Below are 20,485 nucleotides of genomic sequence, written 5' to 3'. Positions count from 1 at the left end.
TCTCCTGTCGTCGCTGAAAGGGCTCACACCAGGGGGCTGATCTCGCGGGGGTCGCCGCCGACCAGGGCGTGGCCGTAGACCAGTTCGGGGACGCCCATGCCGAAGCCGGCGTGCCGGCTCGCCACGTGGACGTCGCGCCAGATGCGCTGCAGCGGGTTGGCCTCGCTGAACGAGCTCGTGCCGTGCGCGGTCACCAGCGCCTCGACGGCGTCGCGGCACTGCCGGGTGACCCAGGTCGAGCCCATCCGGCCGCGGGCTCGGGTCTCCCAGCCGGCGTTGGCACCGGTGCCGGCCAGCTCGTCGACGGTCGCGGCGAGGCGGTGCGCCTCGGCCCGCGCCGCTTCCAGGGCGGTGGCGGCCTCGGCCAGGTCGATCCGGAACATCGGCGACTCGGCCTGGCTGGCGAACTTCGAACCGGCCACCGGCCGCCGCGCGGCCTGCTCGCGGACGAACTCCAGCGCCGCCTGCGTGCCCCCGACGACCGACCCGATCAGGCCGATCATGAACAGGCCGGTGAGGCTGTTGCGGTAGGGGTGCGCGGGGTCGACCAGGCCGTCGGTCTCGCCGTACAGCAGCGGCTGGTAGGGCATCAGGCGGTGCCGGGGCACCGCGACGCGCTCGGCGGTGATGGTGTTGCTGCCGGTGCCGCGCATGCCGGTGAAGTGCCAGGTGTCCTTGATCTCGACCTGGCCGGCGGGCATGAGCGCGAAGTGCGGCGCCATGCCGGTGCCGGTGTCGGCGAGGACGAGCACGCAGACCCAGCCGGCGTGCAGCGAGCCCGAGGCGTAGGGCCATTCGCCGCTGACGAGGAACTCCTCGCCGGCGGGTTCGGCCGGCGGCGCGGGGCGGCCGAGCACCAGCGCGGTGCGGTTGTCGGGGCCGGCGGCCCAGACCTCGTCCTGCGCGGCGCGGGGGAACAGCGAGACCACGAAGTTGCCGGCGTTGCAGACGCCGAGCACCCAGGAGGCCGAGCAGCAGCCCCGGCCGACCTCGACGGCGGTGTCCAGCAGCGTGCGCATGTCGGCCGCGTGCCCGCCGTAGCGGCGCGGGGTCATCAGGCGGAACAGGCCCGCCGCGGTGAGCGCGTCCAGGTCGCCGTCGGTGAGCCGGCGGCGGCGGTCGCACTCGGGGGCGTCCTGCCAGAGCCGCTCGCGCAGCGCGGCGGCGCGGGCCACCAGGTCGTCGTGTCCGGGAGCCTCGTCGCGGCCCCCGGGGCGCTCCATGGTCTGTGTCATCGCGGTATCCCTCGCTCACGTCTCGGCGCTCTCGGGGCGGTTCGGTGACCATGCTCGCCCCGGCCGCTATCGGGCCGGTTAGCGCGCGCCATCGACCGCCCTGCCCGCCGGCTATCGGCGGCGGGGAGGGAGGGGGACCGTCAGGTCAGGGAAGGTCCTTCAGGAGGGTGCGGAGCAGGGCGTGGCCAGGGGCGTCGCCGAGATCGGCCAGGATCTCGGCCGCCCGCTCCCACCGCGCCGCCGCGTCCGCGCCGCGGCCCTCCAGCAGGGCGAGCGCGCCGAGCGAGTGCAGCAGCGCGGCCTCGCCGCGCCGCTCGCCCGCCGCGCGGACGGCCGCGAGGGCGCCCTCGTGCGTGGCGTGCCAGTCCGCGTGGTGCTTGCCCACCTCGAACAGGGCGGCCAGGCCGGTCGCCAGCTCCCAGCCCAGGCCGTCCGGTTCCGCGCGGGCCGCCAGGGCGACGGCCTCGATCAGCGTGGGCCGTTCCCGCTCGTACCAGGCGAGCGGGTCGGCGAGCAGGGCGTCCACCAGCGGCGCGGGCAGCGGGTGCCGCGGCGACGGCCCCGCCAGCGGGACCAGGCCGCCGGGGCCGCGGCGGCGGGCCTCCTCGGCCAGGTGCAGCAGGGCGCCGAGCAGCCGGCGCCGGGCGGCGGCGCGGTCCGGCTCGGGCTCCTCCTCGGCCAGCCGCTCCGCGGCGTAGGCGCGGACGAGCTCGTGCAGCCGGTAGCGCGGCACGCCGACGGCGCCGCGGGCCACCTCCACCAGCCGGACGTCGACCAGCTCCTCCAGCACGTCCTCGGCGCGGACCGCGCCGTGCTCCAGCAGCGGCTCGCCGACCCAGGCGTCGAAGTCGCCGCCCGGCACCAGCGCCAGCCGGCGGAACAGCCGCCGGGCGCCCGGGCCGAGCCCGGCGTAGGTCACCTCGATGTTGGAGCGGATGCCGAGGCCGCCGTGGGCGAGCTCGTCCAGGCGGCGGCGCTCCCCGTCGGCGAGCCGCGACACCAGGCGCGACAGCGGCCAGTGCGGTTTGGCGGCGGCGCGCGCCGCCGCGATCCGCAGCGCGAGCGGCAGCCCGCCGCAGTGCCGGACCAGGGCGCGGGCGGCGTCGGGCTCGGCGTCGGCCCGGGCCGCGCCGATGATCCCGCGCACCAGCGCCAGCCCGGAGGCCACGTCGAAGACGCCGAGGTCGACCCGGTACGCGCCGGGCAGGGACGTCAGCCGCCGCCGCGCCGTCACCAGCAGCGCGCTGCCGCCGGAGCCGGGCAGCAGCGGCAGGATCTGCTCCTCGTCGGCGGCGTCGTCGAGCACCACCAGCACCCGCCGCCCGGCGAGCCGCGCCCGGTACAGCTCGGCCCGCTCCTCCAGGGTGGGCGGGATCTCGGGGTCGGTCACGCCGAGGGCGCGCAGCAGGCGCTCCAGCGCGGCCACCGGCGCGAGCGGCCGCTGGGACGCGCCGCTCAGCGTGGTGTAGAGCTGCCCGCCGGGGAACCGGGCGGCGACCTGGTGCGCCACGTGGACGGCGAGGGTCGTCTTCCCGACGCCGCCCTGCCCGCTGATCGCGACCACCGGGACCGGCGCGGCCGGGTCGGGCTCCAGCCGGCGGCCGAGCTCGGCGGCCAGCTCCTCGCGGCCGGTGAAGTCGGCGATGTCGGCGGGCAGGAAGCGCGGCACGGCGGGCACGACCGGCCGGGGCACCACGAACGGCGCCGCCACCTCGGCCGCCGGGCGCGGGACTGGGAGCACCGCCTCGGGCAGGGCGTCGCCGGCGTCGCCGGGCGGCGGCGCCGCGGCGGGCGAGATCTCCCCGGGCGCGCCCGCCTCGCCGGTGCGGTCGGCGGTGACGCCGGTGCTGATGTCGGTGCTGACGTCGGCGGTGATGTCGGCGGGGACCAGCTCGGCCGGCTGGAAGCCGGGGTCGCCGGAGAGGATGGACTGCTCCAGCCGGCGCAGCGCCGGGGCGGGCTCCAGCCCGAGCTCCTCCACCAGCTGCTCGCGGCCCTCCCGGTACACCGCCAGGGCCTCGGCGGACCGGCCGTCGCGGCTGAGCGCGGTCATCAGCTGGGCGCGCAGCCGCTCGCGCAGCGGGTGCGCGGCGGCCAGCGCGGTCAGCTCGCCGATGAGCTCGTGGTGCTCGCCGAGCCGCAGCCGCACGTCCATGCTCTGCTCGACCAGCCCGAGCCGGCGCTCGGTGAGCGCGACCGCGGCGTTGTTCAGGGCGGCACGGTCCAGGCCGCCGAACGGCTCGCCGCGCCACAGCTCCAGGGCCCGCCGGTAGCAGTCCGCGGCGTCGGCCACCCGGCCCTCGGCCTCGGCGCCCCGGCCCTCCGCCGCGAGCCGGTCGAAGACGCGCAGGTCCAGCTCCTCGCCCGGGACCTCGATCAGGTAGCCGGGCGGGCGGGTGCGGATGGCGTCGCCGATGCCGGCGCCGGCCAGCGTGCGGCGCAGGGCGGAGATGCAGATCTGGATCTGGCTGCGGGCGCTCGGCGGCGGGTCGTCGTCCCACACCGCCGCGGCGAGGCGCTCCACCGGGACCACCCGGCCGGCCTCCAGCAGGAGCACCGACAGCACGATCCGCTGCCGCGCGGAGGCGATCCGCACCGGACCGGCCGTGCCCTCCACCACCAGCTCGCCGAGGATCCGGTACCGCACGCCATCCCCCAGGGCCGGGCCGGCTCCGCACCAATCCGGCCGATCAACGCAGGCGACCGGCCGGCGCAGCCGCGCTGGAGCCCGCCGGACCGTTCGGATCATACACATTAAAGACCTTTCAAAGAATGCCTCATGGCCTTACCAAATGGGTGATCTTTCAATAACGGCCGCCATCACGGGTCGATAGCGAGGCGATACGGCGGCGATGGGCGCGGCGTTTAGCGTCAGCGGCGATGGGGCCGACAGCCCCGGCGGCACCGGGCCTGCGAAATGACGGGCCGCCCGGCCGCGGCGCGCGGATTTCCCTCTCCGCGCGTATCTCAAGGTCACGCCACCAGGTGACCGTCGCCCGCCGAGAAACGCACGGAGGACACGTGGTCACGCCGACCGGAACCGCCGCCGAACAATGCGCGGCGGGCACCCGCGCCGGACTGCCGGGCACCGCCCGCGAGGTCCGGCTCGCCCGGACGCCGGACGCCCTGCCGGCCGAGGACGACCTGTGGGTCGTCGCGGCCCCGCCGCGCCCGCCCGGACCGGGCGAGGTGCTGGTGCGCAACCTGTGCTTCCACGTCTCCACCGCGATCCGGCTGCTCATCGCCGGCGCGGTGCGCGACACCCCCTTCCCGCCGCTGCGCGCCGGCGACACCCTGGTCGGCGCCGCCGTCGGCGAGGTGGCCGCGGCCGGAGAGGACGCCGGCCTGAACGAGGGCGACCTGGTCTTCCACTGGTACGGCTGGCGCGAGTACGCCACCGTCCCGACAGAGCAGTGCGACCGCATCGCCGACCCGCTGCCCGACCCCGCCGCGCACCTCGGGCAGGGCTGGACCGCCTACGCCGCGCTCACCCACGGCGTGGACCTGCGCCCCGGCGACACCGTCCTCGTCACCGCCGCGAGCGGCGCGATCGGCTCGATGGCCGGTCCGCTCGCCCGGCTGCTCGGCGCGGGCCGCGTCATCGGCAGCACCGGCTCGGCGGACAAGGCCCGGCGCCTCACCGCCGAGCTCGGGTACGACGCGGTCGTGCGGCGCGACGGCGGCGACCTCGCCGCGCAGCTCGCCGAGGCCGCGCCCGGCGGGATCGACGTGTGCGTCGACAACACCGGCGGGGAGCAGCTGAGCGCGGCGGTCCGGGCCGCCAATCCCGGCGCCCGGTTCGTCCTCGTGGGCGCCCTCGCCGGCCAGCTCGACGCGTCCGGCGACGGCACCGCCGCGCCGGTGGAGCTGGACTCGCTGCGGCTCATCCACCAGCGGATCACGCTGCGCGGGTTCAGCGCCGACGACGTGGACCCGGCCGAGCGGGCGCGGTGGGAGCGGCGCTACGCCGGCTGGCTGCGCGCGGGCGAGCTGACGTTCGCGCACACCCGCGTGCACGGGCTGGACGCCGCGCCCCGCGCGCTGACCGAGACGCTGCGGGGCCGCCACCTCGGCTGCGTCGTGGCCGACCTGACGAACCGAACCTGAGGAGACCGGCGTGCCGACCGATGTGCTGGACATCCCGAACCCCGACCCCGACGAGTACGTCCGGGCCGCCATGGCGTGGCACTTCGACCCGCGCACCGGCAGCCCGTTCTGGCTGCGCCGCGCCGAGACCCTCGGCTTCGACCCGCGCGCCGACGTGCGCGGCGCCGCCGACCTGGCGCTCTTCCCGAACGTGGCGGCCGAGCTGCGCGACGTCCCGGTCCGCGACCTGGTCCCGCGCGGCTACGGCGACCGGCCCGAGGTGGTCGGCGTGTACGAGAGCGGCGGCACCACCGGCGCGCCGAAGCGCGTCGTCCTGCTGCGCGACTGGATGGAGCGGATGGTGGAGTGGAGCGCGCGCAACATGGACGCGCACGGCTTCCCGCGCGGCACCGACTGGCTCGGCGTCGTGCCGACCGGCCCGCACGTGGTCGGCGAGTACTTCCGCCGCTTCGCCTCCTCCCACGGCCGGCACGGCTTCACCGTCGACCTGGACCCCCGCTGGGTCAAGCGGCTCATGGCCGAGGGGCGCATGGACGAGGCCGACGCCTACGGCGAGCACCTGGTCGACCAGGCCGCGCTGGTGCTGCGCTCCCAGGAGATCGGCGTGCTCACCATCACCCCGCCGCTGCTGGAACGGCTCGCCCGGCGCGAGGAGCTGGTGGAGCTGGTCGGCAAGAAGGTCCGCGCGATCCGCTGGGGCGGCACGCAGATGGACGCCGACTCGCGGTACCTGTACCGCACCGAGATCTTCCCCGGCACCGCCCTGTGCGGCCAGTACGGCAGCACGATGATGCTCGGCTTCGCCGCCGAGCGGCCCGGCGGCGACGACCCGGCGGCGTGCGTGTTCGACCCGCTCAGCCCGGCCGTCACCTTCGCCGTGGTCGACCCGGAGTCCGGCGCGCCCGTCGGGTACGGCGAACGCGGCCGGGTGGTGGTGAACCACGTCAGCCGCTCGTTCCTGCTTCCCAACAACCTCGAACGCGACCTGGCGACCCGGGTCGAGCCCGCCCCCGGCCAGGTGGGCGACTCGCTGTCGGACATCGGGCCGGTGGACCGGTTCGAGGACGAGGCCGTCATCGAGGGGGTGTACTGATGTCCGAGCCGCTCTGGCTGGACGCGCTCGGCCCGCGCGGCCCCTACCGCGCCCGCAACCGCACGACCGTCACCGACGTGGCGGGCGCGCCGGTCGCCGAGCTCAGCCTGGTCCCCGGCGTCTACACCGACCGCGCGCTGGCCGCGCTGCACCGCACCGAGCCGCCGCCCCCCGATGAGCTGCCCGGCCTGCTGGCCCGCGCGGCCGAGCTGTTCGCCACCGCCACGCTCGCCGGGCAGACCGTCGCCGGCTACCAGCACGCGGTGAGCCGGGTCGGCGGGATCCCGCTGCCGGTCGTCCGCACCGCGACCGCCAACGTCGCCGCCCGGCTGGGCCAGGTGCACCGCAGCGTGCTCCAGGCCCGTCCGGCGGGCGCCGCCGGCGACTGGCGCGACCCCGCGACCCGCGCCGGGCACGCGGTGTGGACGCGCCGCGGCGAGGTGCTCGCCGTGCACGCCGCCGGCAACCATCCCGGCACCCACAGCCTGTGGCCGGAGGCGCTCGCCCTCGGCTACCGCGTCGCGGTACGGCCCTCGCGCCGCGAGCCGTTCACCGCGCACCGGCTGGTGACCGCGCTCCGCGAGGCCGGGTTCCCCGACGGCGCGGTGGCGCTGCTGCCGACCGAACGCGACGACGCCGGCGCGCTGCTGCGCGGCGCCGACCTCGGCCTGGTCTACGGCGGCGCGGACGTCGCCGCCCGCTACGGCGGCGACCCGCGGGTGCTGGTCCAGGGACCGGGCCGCTCCAAGATCCTGATCACCGCCGACGTGGACTGGCGCGAGCACCTGGACGTCATCGCCGGCTCGATCGCCGGGCACGGCGGCACCGGCTGCGTCAACGCCACCGCCGTCCTCGTCGAAGGCGACCCGGCGCCGCTCTGCGCCGCCCTCGCCGAGCGCCTGGCCGCACTGCCGAGCGCCCGGCCCGAGGACGACAAGGCGGCGCTGCCCGTCCAGCCCGCCGCGGCCGCGCACGCGATCGCCCGCCACCTGGCGGGCCGGGCCGCGGGCGCGCGCGCCTGGCTCGGCGCGGACGGCGTCGCCGACGAGCTCGGCGACGGCTCGGCCGTGCTGCGGCCCGCGCTGCACCAGCTGGACGCGCCGGACGACGAGCGGCTCGGCGCCGAACTGCCCTTCCCCTGCGCCTGGGTGGCGCCCTGGACCCGCGAGGCGGGGACCGCGCCGCTGCGCGGCAGCCTGGTGCTCACCGCCCTCACCCGGGACGACGACCTCATCGACCGGCTCCTTCGGGAGCCCACCATCGGCAACCTGCACATCGGCGACCGCCCCACGCACTGGATGGAGGCCGGGCTGCCGCACGACGGCTACCTGGCGGAGTTCCTGATGCGCGGCAAGACCGTCGTTCGCGACCGGTGATCCGGGGTACGCAACTTCGAGCGAACAGACGAGTCAACCGGTCAGAAAGGTACGGATCGTGACAGACGAACTGCGTGCGAGGCTCCAGGACGGCGTCCAGGGCCCGGTCCTGTGGCGCGGCGACGACGGCTACGACGACGAGGTGCGCGGCTTCCAGACCGCCTACGCGCACCGGCCCGACGTCGTCGTCGGCGCGACCGGCCCCGGCGACGTGCAGGCCGCGGTCCGGTACGCGCTGGACCGCGGCGTCTCGATCGCCGTGCAGTCCACCGGCCACGGCGTCACCGTCACCGAGGACGGCGGGGTGCTCGTCACCACCGGCCGCCTGGGCCGGGTGACGGTGGACCCCGCGACCGGGCGCGCCCGGATCGGCGCGGGAGCGCGCTGGCGGGACGTGGCCGAGGCCGCCGCCCCGCACGGCCTGATCCCGCCGAGCGGCTCGGCGCCGCACGTCGGCGTCGCCGGGTACACCCTCGCGGGCGGCATGAGCCTGCTCGGGCGGCAGCTCGGCTACGCCGCCGACCGCGTCACCGCGCTCACCGTCGTCACCGCCGACGCCGAGGTGCGGCGCGTCACCGCCGACTCCGACCCGGACCTGTTCTGGGCGCTGCGCGGCGGCCGCGACAACTTCGGCATCGTCACCGAGCTGGAGATCGAGCTGCTGCGCGGCGACCGGATCTGGGGCGGCGGCATCCACTTCGACGCGTCCCGCGCCGCAGAGGTGCTGGAGCTGTTCCGCACCTGGAGCGCCGGACTGCCCGACACCATGACCCCGTCGATCGGGATGCTCGGCTACCCGCCGATCCCGGCGCTGCCCGAGCCGCTGCGCGGCCGGCACGTCGTGCACGTCCGGTTCGCCAGCACCGACCTGGCGGGCGCGCCCGAGCTGGCGCGGCCGTTCCTGGACCTCGGCGACCCGGTGCTGTCCAAGCTCGGCGAGCTGCCCTACACCGAGGCCGGGTCGATCTACGGCGAACCCGACTTCGCGCACGCCTACACCGGCAACAACGTGCTGCTCGGTGAACTGGACGCCGAGGCGCTCGCCGACGTGCCCGCGCTGACCGGCCCGGACGCCCCCGTCCCCTGCATCATGGACCTGCGCCAGCTCGGCGGCGCGTTCTCCCGCCCGCCCGAGGCGCCGAACGCGGTGCCGTTCCGCGAGGCCGCCTACGTGCTGCGGGTGCTGTCCCCGCTGGACGACCAGGACCCGCAGGAGATCCGCGACACCCACGCCCGGTTCTACGACCGGTTCAAGCCGTGGACGATCGGCCGCTCGCTCAACTTCGTCTACGGACGCAGCGGCCCGACCGACTACACCCACGAGCTGTACGACAGCGAGACCCTGGCGCGCCTCACCGCGCTGAAGAAGACCTACGACCCGGGCAACGTGTTCCGCTGCACCCAGAACATCCCGCCCGCCTGACCGACCGCCCTCCGCCCCCCGGGAGGAAACATGCGCTCGACAGCCGGGCCGGTGCGCCCCTATCTCGCGCTGACCGCGATCTGCACCGGCTTCTTCCTGCTGATGATGGACATCACGATCGTCAACGTGGCGGTCCCGACCATGCAGCGCGAGCTGCCCGCCACGCTCAACGACGTGACGTGGATCAACAGCGTCTACCTGCTGACCTACGCGGTGCCGCTGCTGCTCGCCGGGCGGCTCGGCGACCGGCTCGGCCGCGGCCGGGTGTTCCTGGCCGGCATGGCCGTGTTCACGGCCGCGTCGCTGGCCTGCGGCCTGGTCGGCTCGGCGCCGGCGCTCATCGCCGCCCGCGCCGTCCAGGGCCTCGGCGCGGCGGCCGTCGCCGCGCAGACGATGGCGCTGATCTCGGCGCTGTTCCCGCCGGACCGGCGCGGCGCCCCGATGGGGATCTGGGGCGGCACCGGCGCGGCCGCCGCCGCGATCGCGCCGGTGCTCGGCGGCACGCTGATCGGCCTGGCCGGCTGGCGCGGCATCTTCCTGATCAACGTGCCGGTCGGGCTGGCCGGGCTGGTCCTCGGCTGGCGCGCGCTGCCGCGCGAGCGGCCCGCCGCGTCCATCGCCCTGGACCCCGCCGGGGTGCTGCTCTCGGGGCTCGGCCTCTTCGGCGTCGTCTACGGCCTGCAGGCCGGGGAGCGTCACGACTGGGGCCGCGTCCTCGGCCCGTTCACCGCGGTCGAGGTCGCGGCGGCCGGAGCGCTGCTGCTGGTGGCGTTCGTGCTGTGGGAGGGACACCGCCGCGACGCCGCGCTGATGCCCCTCACCCTGTTCCGCCGCCCCGGCTTCCCGGTCTCGGCCGCCGTCGTCGCCATGGTCGGCTTCGGCTGGGCCGGGCTGTTCATGCCGCTGATGCTGCTGCTGCAGGAGCAGCTCCACCTGTCGGCGCTGCAGGCCGGCCTGTACGCGATGCCGCAGGCGATCGCGGCCGGCCTGGTCGCCCCGGCGGCGGGACGGCTGTCGGACCGGATCGGCGCCCGGGGCGTGGTGATCGCCTCGAACGTCCTGACCGGCCTCGGGCTGGCGCTGCTCGCGCTCGCCTCGGGCCGCCACGTCGACCGGTGGAGCGTGCTGGCCGGGGTGACCCTGGTCGGGCTCGGCACCGGCGCGGTCTTCCCGGCGCTGGCGAGCGCCGCGATGCGGCACGTCCCGGGCCCGCTGATGGGCACCGCGTCCGGCGTCTACAGCACGGCGCGCCAGGTCGGCGTGGTGCTCGGCACCGCGGCGGTCGGCGTGCTGCTGCAGGCCGAGGTGCGCGACCACGCGGTGCTCGGGACGGCCGTGCGCTGGACGCTGCTGCTGCCGCTGGCGGTCGTCGCGGTCGCCGTGGCCGCCGCCCTCGGCATGGAACGGGCCGCCCGCCCGCAGGACGGGCCGGCGGCCGACGTGCGCAACGACAAGGAGATGGAGCAGACCGATGCCCGCTGACACCGCAGGCGCCGTCCTGGACATCCTCGGCGACGTGCTGGAGCTTCCCGCCGAGGACCTGCGCAAGGAACCCGACCTGAAATCGCACGGCTGGGACAGCGTGGCCACGCTGGAGGCGCTGGCCCGGCTCGAACAGCACTTCGACGTCAAGTTCGACCTGCGCGAGTTCGCGGCGGCCCGGACCGCCGACGAGGTCGTCGCGCTGACCGAGGGGGAGCGCTCATGACCGTCGCGGTGATCTTCGGACCGAACAGCGGCCGCCACGACATGGCCGACATGCGCGGGCTCGCCGGGCGGCACCCGCGGGTGGCGGGCGCCTACGAGCGCGCCGCCGAGGTCGCCGGCATCCCCGCCGACGTGCTGCTGCACGAGCGGGAGCGCCCGGCGGACCTGGAGCCGACCCGGCTGAACGGCGTCGCCCTCGCCGCCGGGATGATCGGCGTCGCCGACACCCTGGCGGACGCCGGCCTCGCCCCGGACGTCGCGGGCGGGATCAGCCTCGGCGAGTCCGTCGCCGCCGGCGTCACCGGCGGGATCGCCGAGCGCGACCTCATCGCGGCCCTCGCGGGCGCCGACGTGGGCCCGGCCGACCCCGGGCGCGCGGAGGGCATCGGGTTCGTCTTCGTCCCGCGCGGCGTCGACGCCGCCCCCTACGAGGAGCACGTGGCCGTCGACTACGGCCCGGTGCGCCGCGGCCGGGGCCGCCTCATCATGGTGAGCGGCCGCCGCGAGGACCTGCGCCGCCTGGAGGAGGAGGGCCCGCTGCCGATCGACGTGGCCGAGGCGCCCTACAGCACCACCGCGCACCACACCCCGCTGCGCGAGCACGCCCGCGCCCGGCTGGAGCGGCACCTGGACGCCGTCCCGCAGGCCGACCCGCAGGTCCCCGTCTGCACCGGCCTGGACGGCGGCCGGACGGTGACCACCGCCGAAGGCGTGCGCGACCTGCTGCTGCGCAACGAGGTCGAGCCCCTGTCGGTGCCCGGCATGCTGCGCGAGGTGACGGCGCACGAGCCCACCGCCGCGATCGCCGTCGGCCCGTTCCTGCGCAAGGTCGGCTTCGACGTGCCCTACCCGGTCGCCTACGTCGACGGCCCGGACGAGCTGGACCGCGCCCTGGAGACCGTCGGAAAGGGATGACCGGCAGGCCGATTAACGCCGTGTAATCGGGAATATACTGATAGTCACCACGGCGATAGAAGGACGGCCATGAAGTACCTGCTGGGGGCCCGCGTCGACGAGACGCCGGGCTACAAACGCTGCGTGCCGGTACGGCACGCGATCAGGGCCACCGCGGACTCGGCGGAGGGGCACCGCTCCTACGAGACCCTCTGCGACGGGAGTCAGGCGATACCGGTGGGCGGCTGGGCCCGCGGCGAGGACGAGAAACTATGCCCGAAATGCCGGGCCACCGTCGCCGCCGACGCGGAGCGTCCGATGAGCCATACGGGGACCGCCCGGTAGGACGGTCCCCGTATGGCGGGCTCCCGGAGGAGCGTGCCCTCCGGGAACGCGCGGCCGCTACCCGCTCGCCCGCTTGCGGGCGGGAGTGCAGGGCCGGAACACCTCGGACAGGCCCTCACGCTCGATGAGGTCGCAGATCCGGGCCGGCGGGTTCAGCAGCGACAGGCAGCCGCCCTCGGCGCTGACGCGCCAGCGGGCACCGAGCAGGACGGGCAGCGGGTCGCACCGCACGCCGAGCTCGGGGTGCATCTTCAGCTTGAGGTGATGCAGCCTGCCGTCGATCAGGGTGGTCAGCGTCGCGCCCAGCTGCGGCACGGTCACCCGGTCCAGGGTGCCGGTCACCTCGACCATCATGACGTGGTGCTCCTCGTCGGTGGCGGTCGTGGTGATGACCAGCTCCGACGGGGACCGCCGCTGGGTCAGCTGGGCGTCCCGCGGGTGCAGCCGGCGGATCGCGTCCAGCACCCGGGTGCTGTCGCTGGTCGCCGGGCGCGGCCCGGTGACCGGCGGGGCCGAGGTGGCCGCCTCGACGTCGGGGTACACCGGCACGAGCGCGGCGAGGCCGGTCGCCTCCAGCGCGTACCGCAGCCGCGCCGAGCCGGGCGGCACCACCAGCCGCAGCGGGCCGCCGACCAGCCGCGCCCGGGTCTGCGTACGGGCGAGCAGGACCAGGCCGGCGGCGTCCAGCAGAGCGGTCTCACCGAGATCGATCACGATCCCGGCGTACTTCTGCTGGACCGCTACCGTCAGCGTCTGGCAGAGGATCTCCCTGGTCGCGGCGTAGTTGTGCCAGCCGAGCCGGGCCGGCAGGCAGACCACCAGGAAGTCGTGCCGGGAGCCGAGCCGCAGGCCCGGCAGGCCGGCCCGCGGGCCGGTACGTTCGATGCCGTGTTCCTCTGGCGTGTCGACGGGCCGGATCGTCATCGGCGGGCCGCGATCATCGGGGCCGAGGAGACGGCGGGCTCGGGCTCGGGCGTCCCCGACAGCGCCGGCGACATCGCCGGCGACAGGGTCCTCGGCTCCGCGTGGCCGCGCGGGCACGGCGGCGGCAGCGGCGGCGGGACCGCGATCGGCGTGCGGGCCGGCCGTCCCTTGACGATGCCGGTGAGACGAGAGGCCGCGAGCCGCTCGATCAGCGTCGTGTCCGGAGTCAACCCCAGATGAGTGCAGCAGCACCACAGGTCGTCCAAGCAGTGCCGTACGGTCTCGGCAGGCACGTCGGCGAAGCGCGCGCACAACCGGTCCAACAAGGCGTCGGCTGCCGACGCCAGGCTCTCCCCGCGTTCCACTGTCCCTCCACTCATGTCGGGATGGTCCGGGACCGCGTGCTCCCGCGCCCCGACCTGTTCGTTGATCGACCCCGGGCATCGCCAGGAAATTCACACCCATTGGACGACCTACCCCGTACGACCGACAGAAAAGTCAATGCACGGGAAAGCGGATATGATGGCTTCCCCCTTCCCCCATGACCCGGTCGAAAGGTGCATATAACCCGCGGTTCCGGCTCTCTCACCGCGCGGTTCACCCCGATCCGGCGCCGAATACCGTTCTGGTCATGGGCGCCGCCGAAAAAACGCCGTCGCTTGGCCGGATCATGACCCGGCCGCACAACTGCCCATTCCCCGGCGCGGGAATGAAGCACTTCGGACATCGCGACCAGTGGGACGGCGTACAGGTGAAGCCCGAGGCATTGCTGCAGGACAGTCTGTACGGGGCCGGCGCCGGCCCCGCCGAACCGACGGCGCCCGGCGGTGGCGCGCAGGAGATCGTCGAACGGGAACGGGGCCCGGTATCGGACGCGTTCGATCCGGAGACGCCGCGTGATCCGCATTGGTTCAAGACGGCGGTGTTCTATGAGGTGTCGGTGCGGGGGTTCGCCGATTCCAACGGCGACGGCAACGGGGACCTGCGCGGGCTGATCTCCAAACTCGACCACCTGCAATGGCTCGGCATCGATTGCCTGTGGCTGCTGCCGATCTACCAGTCGCCCCTGCGTGACGGCGGCTACGACATCAGCGAATACACCAAGGTCCTGCCCGACTTCGGCGAACTCGGCGACTTCGTCGAACTCATCGAAGAAGCCCATGCGCGCGGGATCCGCGTCATCGCCGACCTGGTCATGAACCACACCTCCGATCAGCACCCCTGGTTTCAGGCCTCGCGCACCGATCCCGAGGGGCCGTTCGGGGACTTCTACATGTGGTCCGACACCGACACCAAGTACCCCGACGCGCGGATCATCTTCGTCGACACCGAGCAGTCCAACTGGGCCTACGACCCGGTGCGCGGGCAGTACTACTGGCACCGGTTCTTCTCCCACCAGCCCGACTTGAACTATGACAATCCCGCGGTGCAGGACGCCCTGCTGGAGGTGCTGCGGTTCTGGCTCGACCTGGGCATCGACGGGTTCCGCCTGGACGCGGTCCCCTACCTGTACGCGCGGGAAGGGACCAACTGCGAGAACCTGCCCGAGACCCACGCCTACCTCAAACGGGTGCGCGCCGAGGTCGACCGCCTCTACCCCGACCGCGTCCTGCTGGCCGAAGCGAACCAGTGGCCCGCCGATGTGGTCGACTACTTCGGCGATCCGGCCGCCGGCGGCGATGAGTGCCACATGGCGTTCCACTTCCCCGTCATGCCCCGCATCTTCATGGCCGTGCGGCGCGAACAGCGCTACCCCATCTCGGAGATCATGGCGCAGACACCCAAGATCCCCGCCAACTGCCAGTGGGGCATCTTCCTGCGCAACCACGACGAGCTCACGCTCGAGATGGTCACCGACGAAGAGCGCGACTACATGTACACCGAGTACGCCAAAGACCCCCGCATGAAGGCCAACATCGGCATCCGCCGCCGCCTGGCGCCCCTGCTGGACAACGACCGCAACCAACTCGAACTCTTCACCGCGCTGCTGCTGTCACTCCCCGGGTCGCCGGTGATGTACTACGGCGACGAGATCGGCATGGGCGACAACATCTGGCTCGGCGACCGCGACGGCGTCCGTACGCCGATGCAGTGGACCCCCGACCGCAACGCCGGCTTTTCTGCCTGCGATCCGGGGCGGTTGTATCTGCCGGTCATCATGGATCCGATCTACGGGTACCAGGCCGTCAACGTCGAGGCTCAGCGCGACAACCCGGGGTCGTTGCTGCACTGGACCCGCAAAATGATCGAGATCCGCCAACGCCACCCCGTCTTCGGCGTGGGGGATTATGTGGAGCTGTCGGCGTCCAACCCCTCGGTCCTGGCGTTCGTGCGGGAGATCGCCGAAGGCGAGAGCAACCACTGGGGCGGCATGGACACCATCTTGTGCGTCAACAACCTGTCCCGCTTCCCCCAGCCGGTCGAGTTGGATCTTCGTCGCTTCCGCGGTTCGGCGCCGATCGAGTGCATGGGCGGGGTGCAGTTCCCTCCGATCGGTGAGCTGCCTTATCTGCTCACCCTTCCCGGACACGGCTTCTACTGGTTCCTGCTCCCGCCCCCGCACATGGGCTTCGGCGACGACATCGACTGACCGCCGCGTCCCGGCTCACGCGAAGCGGCGGATCAGCCGTTCCTTGATCGCGGTGAAGGGCGGGTAGGCGACCCGCATGGTGTCGGGGGACAGGGGCTTGTCGAGCACCGCCTTCGCGTGGCTGAACGTCTCGAAGGAGTACTCCCCGTGGTAGCGCCCGACGCCGCTCTCGCCGACGCCGCCGAACGGCAGGCCGGGGACCGTGAGGTGGGCGTTGGGCAGCCCGAAGCCGAGCGCGCCCGAGGACGTCTCGGTCAGCAGCCGCCGCCGGGTCCGCTCGTCCGAGGTGAAGGCGTACAGGGCGAGCGGCTTGTCGCGGGCGTTGACGAACGCGATCGCGGCGTCCAGGTCGGGCATCCGCAGGATCGGCAGGATCGGCCCGAAGATCTCCTCGCGCATCACCGGCGCGTCCGGGGCGACGTCCGCGAGCACCGTCGGGGCGATGTAGCGGGCGGCGCGGTCGTGGTCGCCGCCGGTCACCACGCGGCCGTCGCCGAGCAGGGCGGCCAGCCGGTCGAAGTGGCGCTCGTTGACGACGCGCCCGTAGTCGGGGCTCGCGGCCGGATCCGTCCCGTACATGGCACGGACCGCCGTGGCCAGGTGCCCTTCCAGGGCGTCCGCGGTGTCGCCGATCGCGAGGACGTGGTCCGGGGCGGTGCAGCTCTGCCCGGCGTTGAGGAACTTGCCCCAGGCGATCCGGCGCGCGGTGGCGGCGAGGTCGGCGCCCGGCTCGACGATCACCGGGCACTTGCCGCCGAGCTCCAGCGTGACGGGGGTGAGGTGCCGGGCCGCGGCCGCCATGACGACGCGCCCGACCGTGCCGTTGCCGGTGTAGAAGACGTGGTCGAAGCGCTGTTCCAGCAGGTCGGTGGTCTCGGGCACGCCGCCCTCGACGACGGCGACGGCATCGGTGTCCAGGTGGCGCGGCAGCAGCCGGGCCAGCTCGGCCGAGACCGCCGGGGCCAGTTCGCTCGGCTTCAGCACGACGCAGTTCCCGGCGGCCAGCGCACCGACCATCGGGGCCAGCGAGAGCTGCACCGGGTAGTTCCACGGACTGATGACGAGGACCACGCCGAGGGGTTCGCGGATCGTCCGGGCCCGCGCGGGCCGCAGCGAGACGGGCACCGAAACCCGCCGGGGCCGCGCCCATCCGTCCAGGTGCCGCAGCGCGTGGTCGATCTCGTTGGTGACGAAGCGCAGCTCGGAGGTGAACGCCTCGACGGGGCTTTTGCCGAGGTCGGCGCGGAGCGCCTCGGTGAGGTCGGGGGCGTGCTCGTCCAGCAGCGCGCGGAGGGCGTGCAACTGGCGCCGCCGCCAGGCCAGGGGGCGGGTCCGCCCGGTGCCGAAGGTCTCACGTAGCCGGCCGACCGTTTCCGTCGCCCGCGAATCGTCGCTCATCCTGCCTCCTCGCTTGAAAACACAACGCACCGTTGCACTCTGGACGCTAGCCGGTCGGGGCGGCCGGACGCAACGCACCGTTGCGTTGTATTACCCTCGGCGGCATGACGGTGGAACGTTCGGCCGGCGGCCCGCGCCGGCGGCGGCAGATCTTCGACGCGGCCTTGCAGGCGCTCGCCCGCGACGGCTTCGAGGCCATGACGATCGAGGGCGTCGCCGAGCAGGCCGGCGTCAACAAGACGACGATCTACCGCTGGTGGCCGTCCAAGTCCGCGCTGCTCGGGGCGGCGCTGCTCGACGCGCCGCTGCTGGAGCTGCCGCTGCCCGACACCGGCAGCCTGCGCGGCGACCTGGTGGAGCTCGTCGGCGCCCTGGTCCGGCTGCTGACCGGGGAGCCCGCGGGGCCGGTCGCCCGGGCCGCGCTCGGGGCGGCCGTCGGGGACCCGGCGCTCGCCATGCGTTTCCGGGCCTTCTTCGCCGACCGGCTGGTGCGGGAGCAGGCGGTGGTCGACCGCGCGGTGGCCCGCGGCGAACTGCCGGAGGGGATCGACACGATGCTGCTGATGGACCTGCTGGCGGGGGCGGTCTGGGTGCGGGGCATCTTCCGCGGGCTTCCCCTGAACGACGATTTCGCCCGCGAGGCCGTCGCGGCCGTCCTGGACGGCGTCCTCCCCTAAGGCCGGCGGCGGGAGCGGGTGCGGCAGGCGTTCAGCAGTTCCTGCGCGTGCAGGGTCTGCGCGGCGGCGGGGCCGAACCTGCGCTGGAGGGCCTGGTGGACCTGGACGGCCAGCGCCTCCGCCTCGGCCCGCTGCCCGCGCGTCAGCAGGATCCAGCCGATGAGCTGCCGGGTGTCGAAGGTGTCCTCGTGCTCCTCGCCCAGCACCTCGGCCTGCGTCCGCGCCAGGTCGTGCGCCGCCGCCATGGCCTCGTCGTCGCGGCCCAGCATGTGCAGGCTCCAGGTGAGGGTGCTGCGGCTGTCCAGGGTGGCGGGGTCGCGGGGCCCGAGGACGGCCGCGCGGTCGGCCGCGACACCGGCCGCGATGGGCAGCGCCTCGTGGTGGCGTTCGAGCATGTAGAGGGTGGTGGCCAGCAGGTGCCAGCTGTTGAGGGTGTCGGCGTGGTGCCGTCCCAGCACCCGGTACCTGGCGTGGGCGGTCGCCTGGGCGACGGGCAGCGCCTCGGCCTCGCGGTCGAGCTGGTAGAGCGCCGTGGCGACCAGGTGGGAGGCCGCGAGCGTGCCGGGATGGTCGGCGCCGAGCAGCCGCCCCCGCTCGCGGGCGGCGTGGTCGGCCAGGGGGAGGGCCAGGTCGGGCCGCTGCCCGTGCAGGTGGTCGGCCGCGATCCGGTACTCGTGCTCCAGCGGGACGGGCGGGGGCTGCGGCGCGCCGCCGTCGCGCAGCGCCTCCAGCCGGCGGGTGACCGTGTCGGCGTCGGCGGGGCGGCCGGCCGGGTCCTTGGCCAGCAGCTCCAGGACCAGCCGGTCCACCTCCGCGGGCACCTGCGGGTTGACGGCGCGCGGCCCGTCGGGGACCTGGTGGAGATGGGCGTGGATGAGCGCGGGGACGCCCTTGTCGGTCAGGAACGGCGGGCGCCCGCACAGCATCTGGTGCAGCACGCAGCCGAGCGCGTACAGGTCGGTGCGGCCGTCGATCTCGCCGACGGAGATCTGCTCGGGCGCCATGAAGATCGGGCTGCCGATCATCGCGCTCCCGGTCAGCCCGGTCGCGGACTGGACGAACCGGGCGATGCCGAAGTCGCAGATCTTCACCCAGCCGCCGCTGGTGAGCACGAGGTTGGCCGGCTTGATGTCGCGGTGCACGATGCCGCGGGCGTGCGCGACCGCGAGGGCCCGGCTGATCTGCACCGCGTACGCCAGCGCCTGCCCGACCGGCATGCCCTCGGGGTGCTCGGCGAGCACCTTGGCCAGGTCCCGGCCGTCGAGCAGCTCCATCACCAGGTAAAGGAGCGCGTCGTCCTCGTCGATGTCGTGGACGACCGTGATGCCGGGGTGCTGGAGCGAGGCGGCGAGCTGGGCCTCCCGCTGGAACCGGGTCAGCTGCCCGGGGTCGGCGTCCGCCGCGATCGGCAGCACCTTGACCGCGACCGGCCGGTCCAGGCGCAGGTCGGCGGCCCGCCACACCTCGCCCATGCCGCCCCGGCCGATGCGCGTCTCCAGCCGGTAGCGGCCGCCCAGCATGCGTCCTTCGTGCATCACGGCTCCTTCCGCGGACGACGGAAGGATCATTTCAGGAAGCCCGCGTACGCCCGCATGGCTTCCGCGCGGAACAGGCCGGGCAGCAGGTCGCAGAGGCGGACGAACATGAGGAGCGCGATGACGAGGCCGAGGGGGAAACCGTCCGCCGCCCCGGAAACAAGCGCGACGACCACCGGGACGAGCAGCAGCATGCCCTGGAAGAACACGCCGCCCGCGGTGAGGCGCTGGAGGACGTAGCCGAGGTATTCGGCGGTCGGGCGCCCGGGGCGGATGCCGGGGACGAAACCGCCCGCCCGCTTCAGCTTGTCGGAGACCTCCTGGACGTCGAAGGTGGCCGCGACGAAGAAGTGCAGGAAGACGAACACGACGCAGAAGAGGGCCAGTTGCCACACGCCGCCGTCGCGCAGGACCGGCGGGAACATCAGCACCGAGGCGTAGGTGATCGGGGTGATGCCCGCCTGGGTGACCCTGACCGGGACGTAGGTGGCGGTGCCGCCGAACGGCCGCCGCCCCATCATCCGCTTGGAGTACTGGATCGGGATGCGGCGCTGCGCCTGCGCCAGACAGACCACGCCGACGCCGGCCGCGACGGTCAGCGCGAGCACGAGCGCGAACACCGGTCCGCCCTGGGAGCCGTAGGCGTGCCACAGCTGCCGGGGGAGCACCGCGATGATCGAGGCGTACATCAGGACCGTCACGCCGTCACCGATGCCGTACCGGGTGATCAGCCCGGCCAGCCACAGGGTGAGGACGGCCCCCGCCGCGACGCAGACGACGAACGCGGTGACCGTGAGAACACCGGTGCCGTGCAGAAGATCCCGCCGGCAGCCGGGAACCAGATGACGGGACGCGGCCAGAGCCACGAGCCCGGCCGCCTCCAGCACCGCGACCCCGGCGGTGAGAGCGCGCAAACTCACGGGGCCCGCCTTCACCCGCTCCCGCATGCGCGGGCTGACCGCCGCGAGCAGGCTCACGAGCAGCCCGGCGGTGATGACGGGCAGCACCCCGAGCGCGAACACCGTCAGCCTCGGCAGCCCCCCGCCGCTGAACAGATCGGCCAGCCCGTAGAGGTCGAAATGATGGTCCCTGGCGGCCCGATCCGTGCAGGCCTTGACGGCGCGCACGTCCACCCCCGGCGCGGGCAGGTTCTGTCCGACCCGGAACACCAGGATGAGGCC

The 20,485-nt window shown here is 74.4% G+C and carries 17 protein-coding genes; 10 read left to right on the top strand and 7 right to left on the bottom strand.

Going from position 1 to position 20,485, the window contains the following annotated elements; genetic code table 11:
• Window positions 1-23 precede the first annotated feature (23 nt).
• Both ACRB68_RS22645 and ACRB68_RS22640 read right to left on the bottom strand, forming a co-directional pair.
• Complete coding sequence (locus tag ACRB68_RS22645; protein ID WP_153535700.1) at window positions 24-1,235, bottom strand: acyl-CoA dehydrogenase family protein; 1,212 nt, start codon at window positions 1,233-1,235, stop codon at window positions 24-26.
• Window positions 1,236-1,380: 145 nt separating this feature from the next.
• On the bottom strand, window positions 1,381-3,882 hold the full coding sequence (locus ACRB68_RS22640) for an AfsR/SARP family transcriptional regulator (protein ID WP_194293417.1): 2,502 nt from the start codon (window positions 3,880-3,882) through the stop codon (window positions 1,381-1,383).
• 374 nt (window positions 3,883-4,256) lie between these two features.
• Here ACRB68_RS22640 and ACRB68_RS22635 point away from each other — a divergent pair, with 374 nt between their 5' ends.
• The 8 genes from ACRB68_RS22635 to ACRB68_RS22600 all read left to right on the top strand — a co-directional run bounded on the left by ACRB68_RS22635 (window position 4,257) and on the right by ACRB68_RS22600 (window position 12,180).
• Window positions 4,257-5,342 carry an MDR family NADP-dependent oxidoreductase gene (locus tag ACRB68_RS22635; protein ID WP_207709792.1) on the top strand — a complete coding sequence of 362 codons (1,086 nt, stop codon included), beginning with the start codon at window positions 4,257-4,259 and terminating at the stop codon, window positions 5,340-5,342.
• Between the two features lie 10 nt (window positions 5,343-5,352).
• The gene (locus ACRB68_RS22630; protein WP_328594613.1) at window positions 5,353-6,435 is read left to right on the top strand and encodes a phenazine antibiotic biosynthesis protein; all 1,083 of its coding nucleotides are present in this window, start codon (window positions 5,353-5,355) and stop codon (window positions 6,433-6,435) included.
• Entirely contained in the window at window positions 6,435-7,811 is a 1,377-nt protein-coding gene (locus ACRB68_RS22625) for an aldehyde dehydrogenase family protein (RefSeq protein ID WP_153535693.1), read from the top strand. Before ACRB68_RS22630 ends, ACRB68_RS22625 begins: the two co-directional genes overlap by 1 nt.
• A gap of 58 nt (window positions 7,812-7,869) precedes the next feature.
• The gene (locus ACRB68_RS22620) at window positions 7,870-9,234 is read left to right on the top strand and encodes an FAD-binding oxidoreductase (RefSeq protein ID WP_328594612.1); all 1,365 of its coding nucleotides are present in this window, start codon (window positions 7,870-7,872) and stop codon (window positions 9,232-9,234) included.
• Between the two features lie 30 nt (window positions 9,235-9,264).
• Entirely contained in the window at window positions 9,265-10,716 is a 1,452-nt protein-coding gene (locus ACRB68_RS22615; RefSeq protein ID WP_153535691.1) for a DHA2 family efflux MFS transporter permease subunit, read from the top strand.
• Window positions 10,706-10,942, top strand: a complete 237-nt coding sequence (locus tag ACRB68_RS22610) for an acyl carrier protein (RefSeq protein WP_153535689.1) — start codon at window positions 10,706-10,708, stop codon at window positions 10,940-10,942. Before ACRB68_RS22615 ends, ACRB68_RS22610 begins: the two co-directional genes overlap by 11 nt.
• Complete coding sequence (locus tag ACRB68_RS22605) at window positions 10,939-11,856, top strand: hypothetical protein (protein WP_153535687.1); 918 nt, start codon at window positions 10,939-10,941, stop codon at window positions 11,854-11,856. The genes ACRB68_RS22610 and ACRB68_RS22605 overlap by 4 nt, the downstream gene beginning before the upstream one ends.
• 69 nt (window positions 11,857-11,925) lie before the next feature.
• The gene (locus ACRB68_RS22600; protein WP_153535685.1) at window positions 11,926-12,180 is read left to right on the top strand and encodes a hypothetical protein; all 255 of its coding nucleotides are present in this window, start codon (window positions 11,926-11,928) and stop codon (window positions 12,178-12,180) included.
• 57 nt (window positions 12,181-12,237) lie between these two features.
• Here the strand turns inward: ACRB68_RS22600 and ACRB68_RS22595 are convergent, their stop codons facing one another.
• The gene (locus ACRB68_RS22595; protein ID WP_153535682.1) at window positions 12,238-13,104 is read right to left on the bottom strand and encodes an STAS domain-containing protein; all 867 of its coding nucleotides are present in this window, start codon (window positions 13,102-13,104) and stop codon (window positions 12,238-12,240) included.
• A complete protein-coding gene (locus ACRB68_RS22590; RefSeq protein ID WP_153535680.1) occupies window positions 13,101-13,484 on the bottom strand; it encodes a hypothetical protein in 384 nt (127 codons plus the stop codon). The genes ACRB68_RS22595 and ACRB68_RS22590 overlap by 4 nt, the downstream gene beginning before the upstream one ends.
• A gap of 251 nt (window positions 13,485-13,735) precedes the next feature.
• Between ACRB68_RS22590 and treS the strand changes: the two genes are divergently transcribed.
• Window positions 13,736-15,694 carry a maltose alpha-D-glucosyltransferase gene (gene treS / locus ACRB68_RS22585; RefSeq protein WP_235959860.1) on the top strand — a complete coding sequence of 653 codons (1,959 nt, stop codon included), beginning with the start codon at window positions 13,736-13,738 and terminating at the stop codon, window positions 15,692-15,694.
• 15 nt (window positions 15,695-15,709) lie between these two features.
• On the opposite strand, the gene ACRB68_RS22580 is transcribed toward treS, so the two are convergent.
• Window positions 15,710-17,092, bottom strand: a complete 1,383-nt coding sequence (locus ACRB68_RS22580; protein WP_153535678.1) for an aldehyde dehydrogenase family protein — start codon at window positions 17,090-17,092, stop codon at window positions 15,710-15,712.
• A gap of 104 nt (window positions 17,093-17,196) precedes the next feature.
• Here ACRB68_RS22580 and ACRB68_RS22575 point away from each other — a divergent pair, with 104 nt between their 5' ends.
• The gene (locus ACRB68_RS22575; protein WP_153535676.1) at window positions 17,197-17,769 is read left to right on the top strand and encodes a TetR/AcrR family transcriptional regulator; all 573 of its coding nucleotides are present in this window, start codon (window positions 17,197-17,199) and stop codon (window positions 17,767-17,769) included.
• On the opposite strand, the gene ACRB68_RS22570 is transcribed toward ACRB68_RS22575, so the two are convergent.
• Window positions 17,766-19,304, bottom strand: a complete 1,539-nt coding sequence (locus ACRB68_RS22570) for a serine/threonine-protein kinase (RefSeq protein WP_194293416.1) — start codon at window positions 19,302-19,304, stop codon at window positions 17,766-17,768. The two genes, ACRB68_RS22575 and ACRB68_RS22570, sit on opposite strands and share 4 nt — an antisense overlap.
• A 29-nt stretch (window positions 19,305-19,333) precedes the next feature.
• Window positions 19,334-20,473: a preprotein translocase subunit SecY gene (locus ACRB68_RS22565; RefSeq protein WP_194293415.1), complete on the bottom strand. Its 1,140-nt coding sequence runs from the start codon at window positions 20,471-20,473 to the stop codon at window positions 19,334-19,336.
• Window positions 20,474-20,485: the final 12 nt, after the last annotated feature.

Source organism: Actinomadura macrotermitis (genome assembly GCF_009604375.1).
GTDB classification, from domain to species: Bacteria; Actinomycetota; Actinomycetes; order Streptosporangiales; family Streptosporangiaceae; genus Spirillospora; species Spirillospora macrotermitis.
Note: the sequence above shows the minus strand (reverse complement) of the source record. Positions and strands in the feature narration are given on the sequence as shown.

Bases quoted from the DNA above. Each gene is read 5' to 3' on its own strand.
- ACRB68_RS22580 (WP_153535678.1), bottom strand. From the start codon at position 17,092: ATGAGCGACGATTCGCGGGCGACGGAAACGGTCGGCCGGCTACGTGAG.
- treS (WP_235959860.1), top strand. From the start codon at position 13,736: ATGGGCGCCGCCGAAAAAACGCCGTCGCTTGGCCGGATCATGACCCGG.
- ACRB68_RS22615 (WP_153535691.1), top strand. From the start codon at position 9,265: ATGCGCTCGACAGCCGGGCCGGTGCGCCCCTATCTCGCGCTGACCGCG.
- ACRB68_RS22575 (WP_153535676.1), top strand. From the start codon at position 17,197: ATGACGGTGGAACGTTCGGCCGGCGGCCCGCGCCGGCGGCGGCAGATC.
- ACRB68_RS22600 (WP_153535685.1), top strand. From the start codon at position 11,926: ATGAAGTACCTGCTGGGGGCCCGCGTCGACGAGACGCCGGGCTACAAA.
- ACRB68_RS22570 (WP_194293416.1), bottom strand. From the start codon at position 19,304: ATGCACGAAGGACGCATGCTGGGCGGCCGCTACCGGCTGGAGACGCGC.
- ACRB68_RS22645 (WP_153535700.1), bottom strand. From the start codon at position 1,235: ATGACACAGACCATGGAGCGCCCCGGGGGCCGCGACGAGGCTCCCGGA.
- ACRB68_RS22595 (WP_153535682.1), bottom strand. From the start codon at position 13,104: ATGACGATCCGGCCCGTCGACACGCCAGAGGAACACGGCATCGAACGT.
- ACRB68_RS22625 (WP_153535693.1), top strand. From the start codon at position 6,435: ATGTCCGAGCCGCTCTGGCTGGACGCGCTCGGCCCGCGCGGCCCCTAC.
- ACRB68_RS22610 (WP_153535689.1), top strand. From the start codon at position 10,706: ATGCCCGCTGACACCGCAGGCGCCGTCCTGGACATCCTCGGCGACGTG.
- ACRB68_RS22590 (WP_153535680.1), bottom strand. From the start codon at position 13,484: ATGAGTGGAGGGACAGTGGAACGCGGGGAGAGCCTGGCGTCGGCAGCC.
- ACRB68_RS22605 (WP_153535687.1), top strand. From the start codon at position 10,939: ATGACCGTCGCGGTGATCTTCGGACCGAACAGCGGCCGCCACGACATG.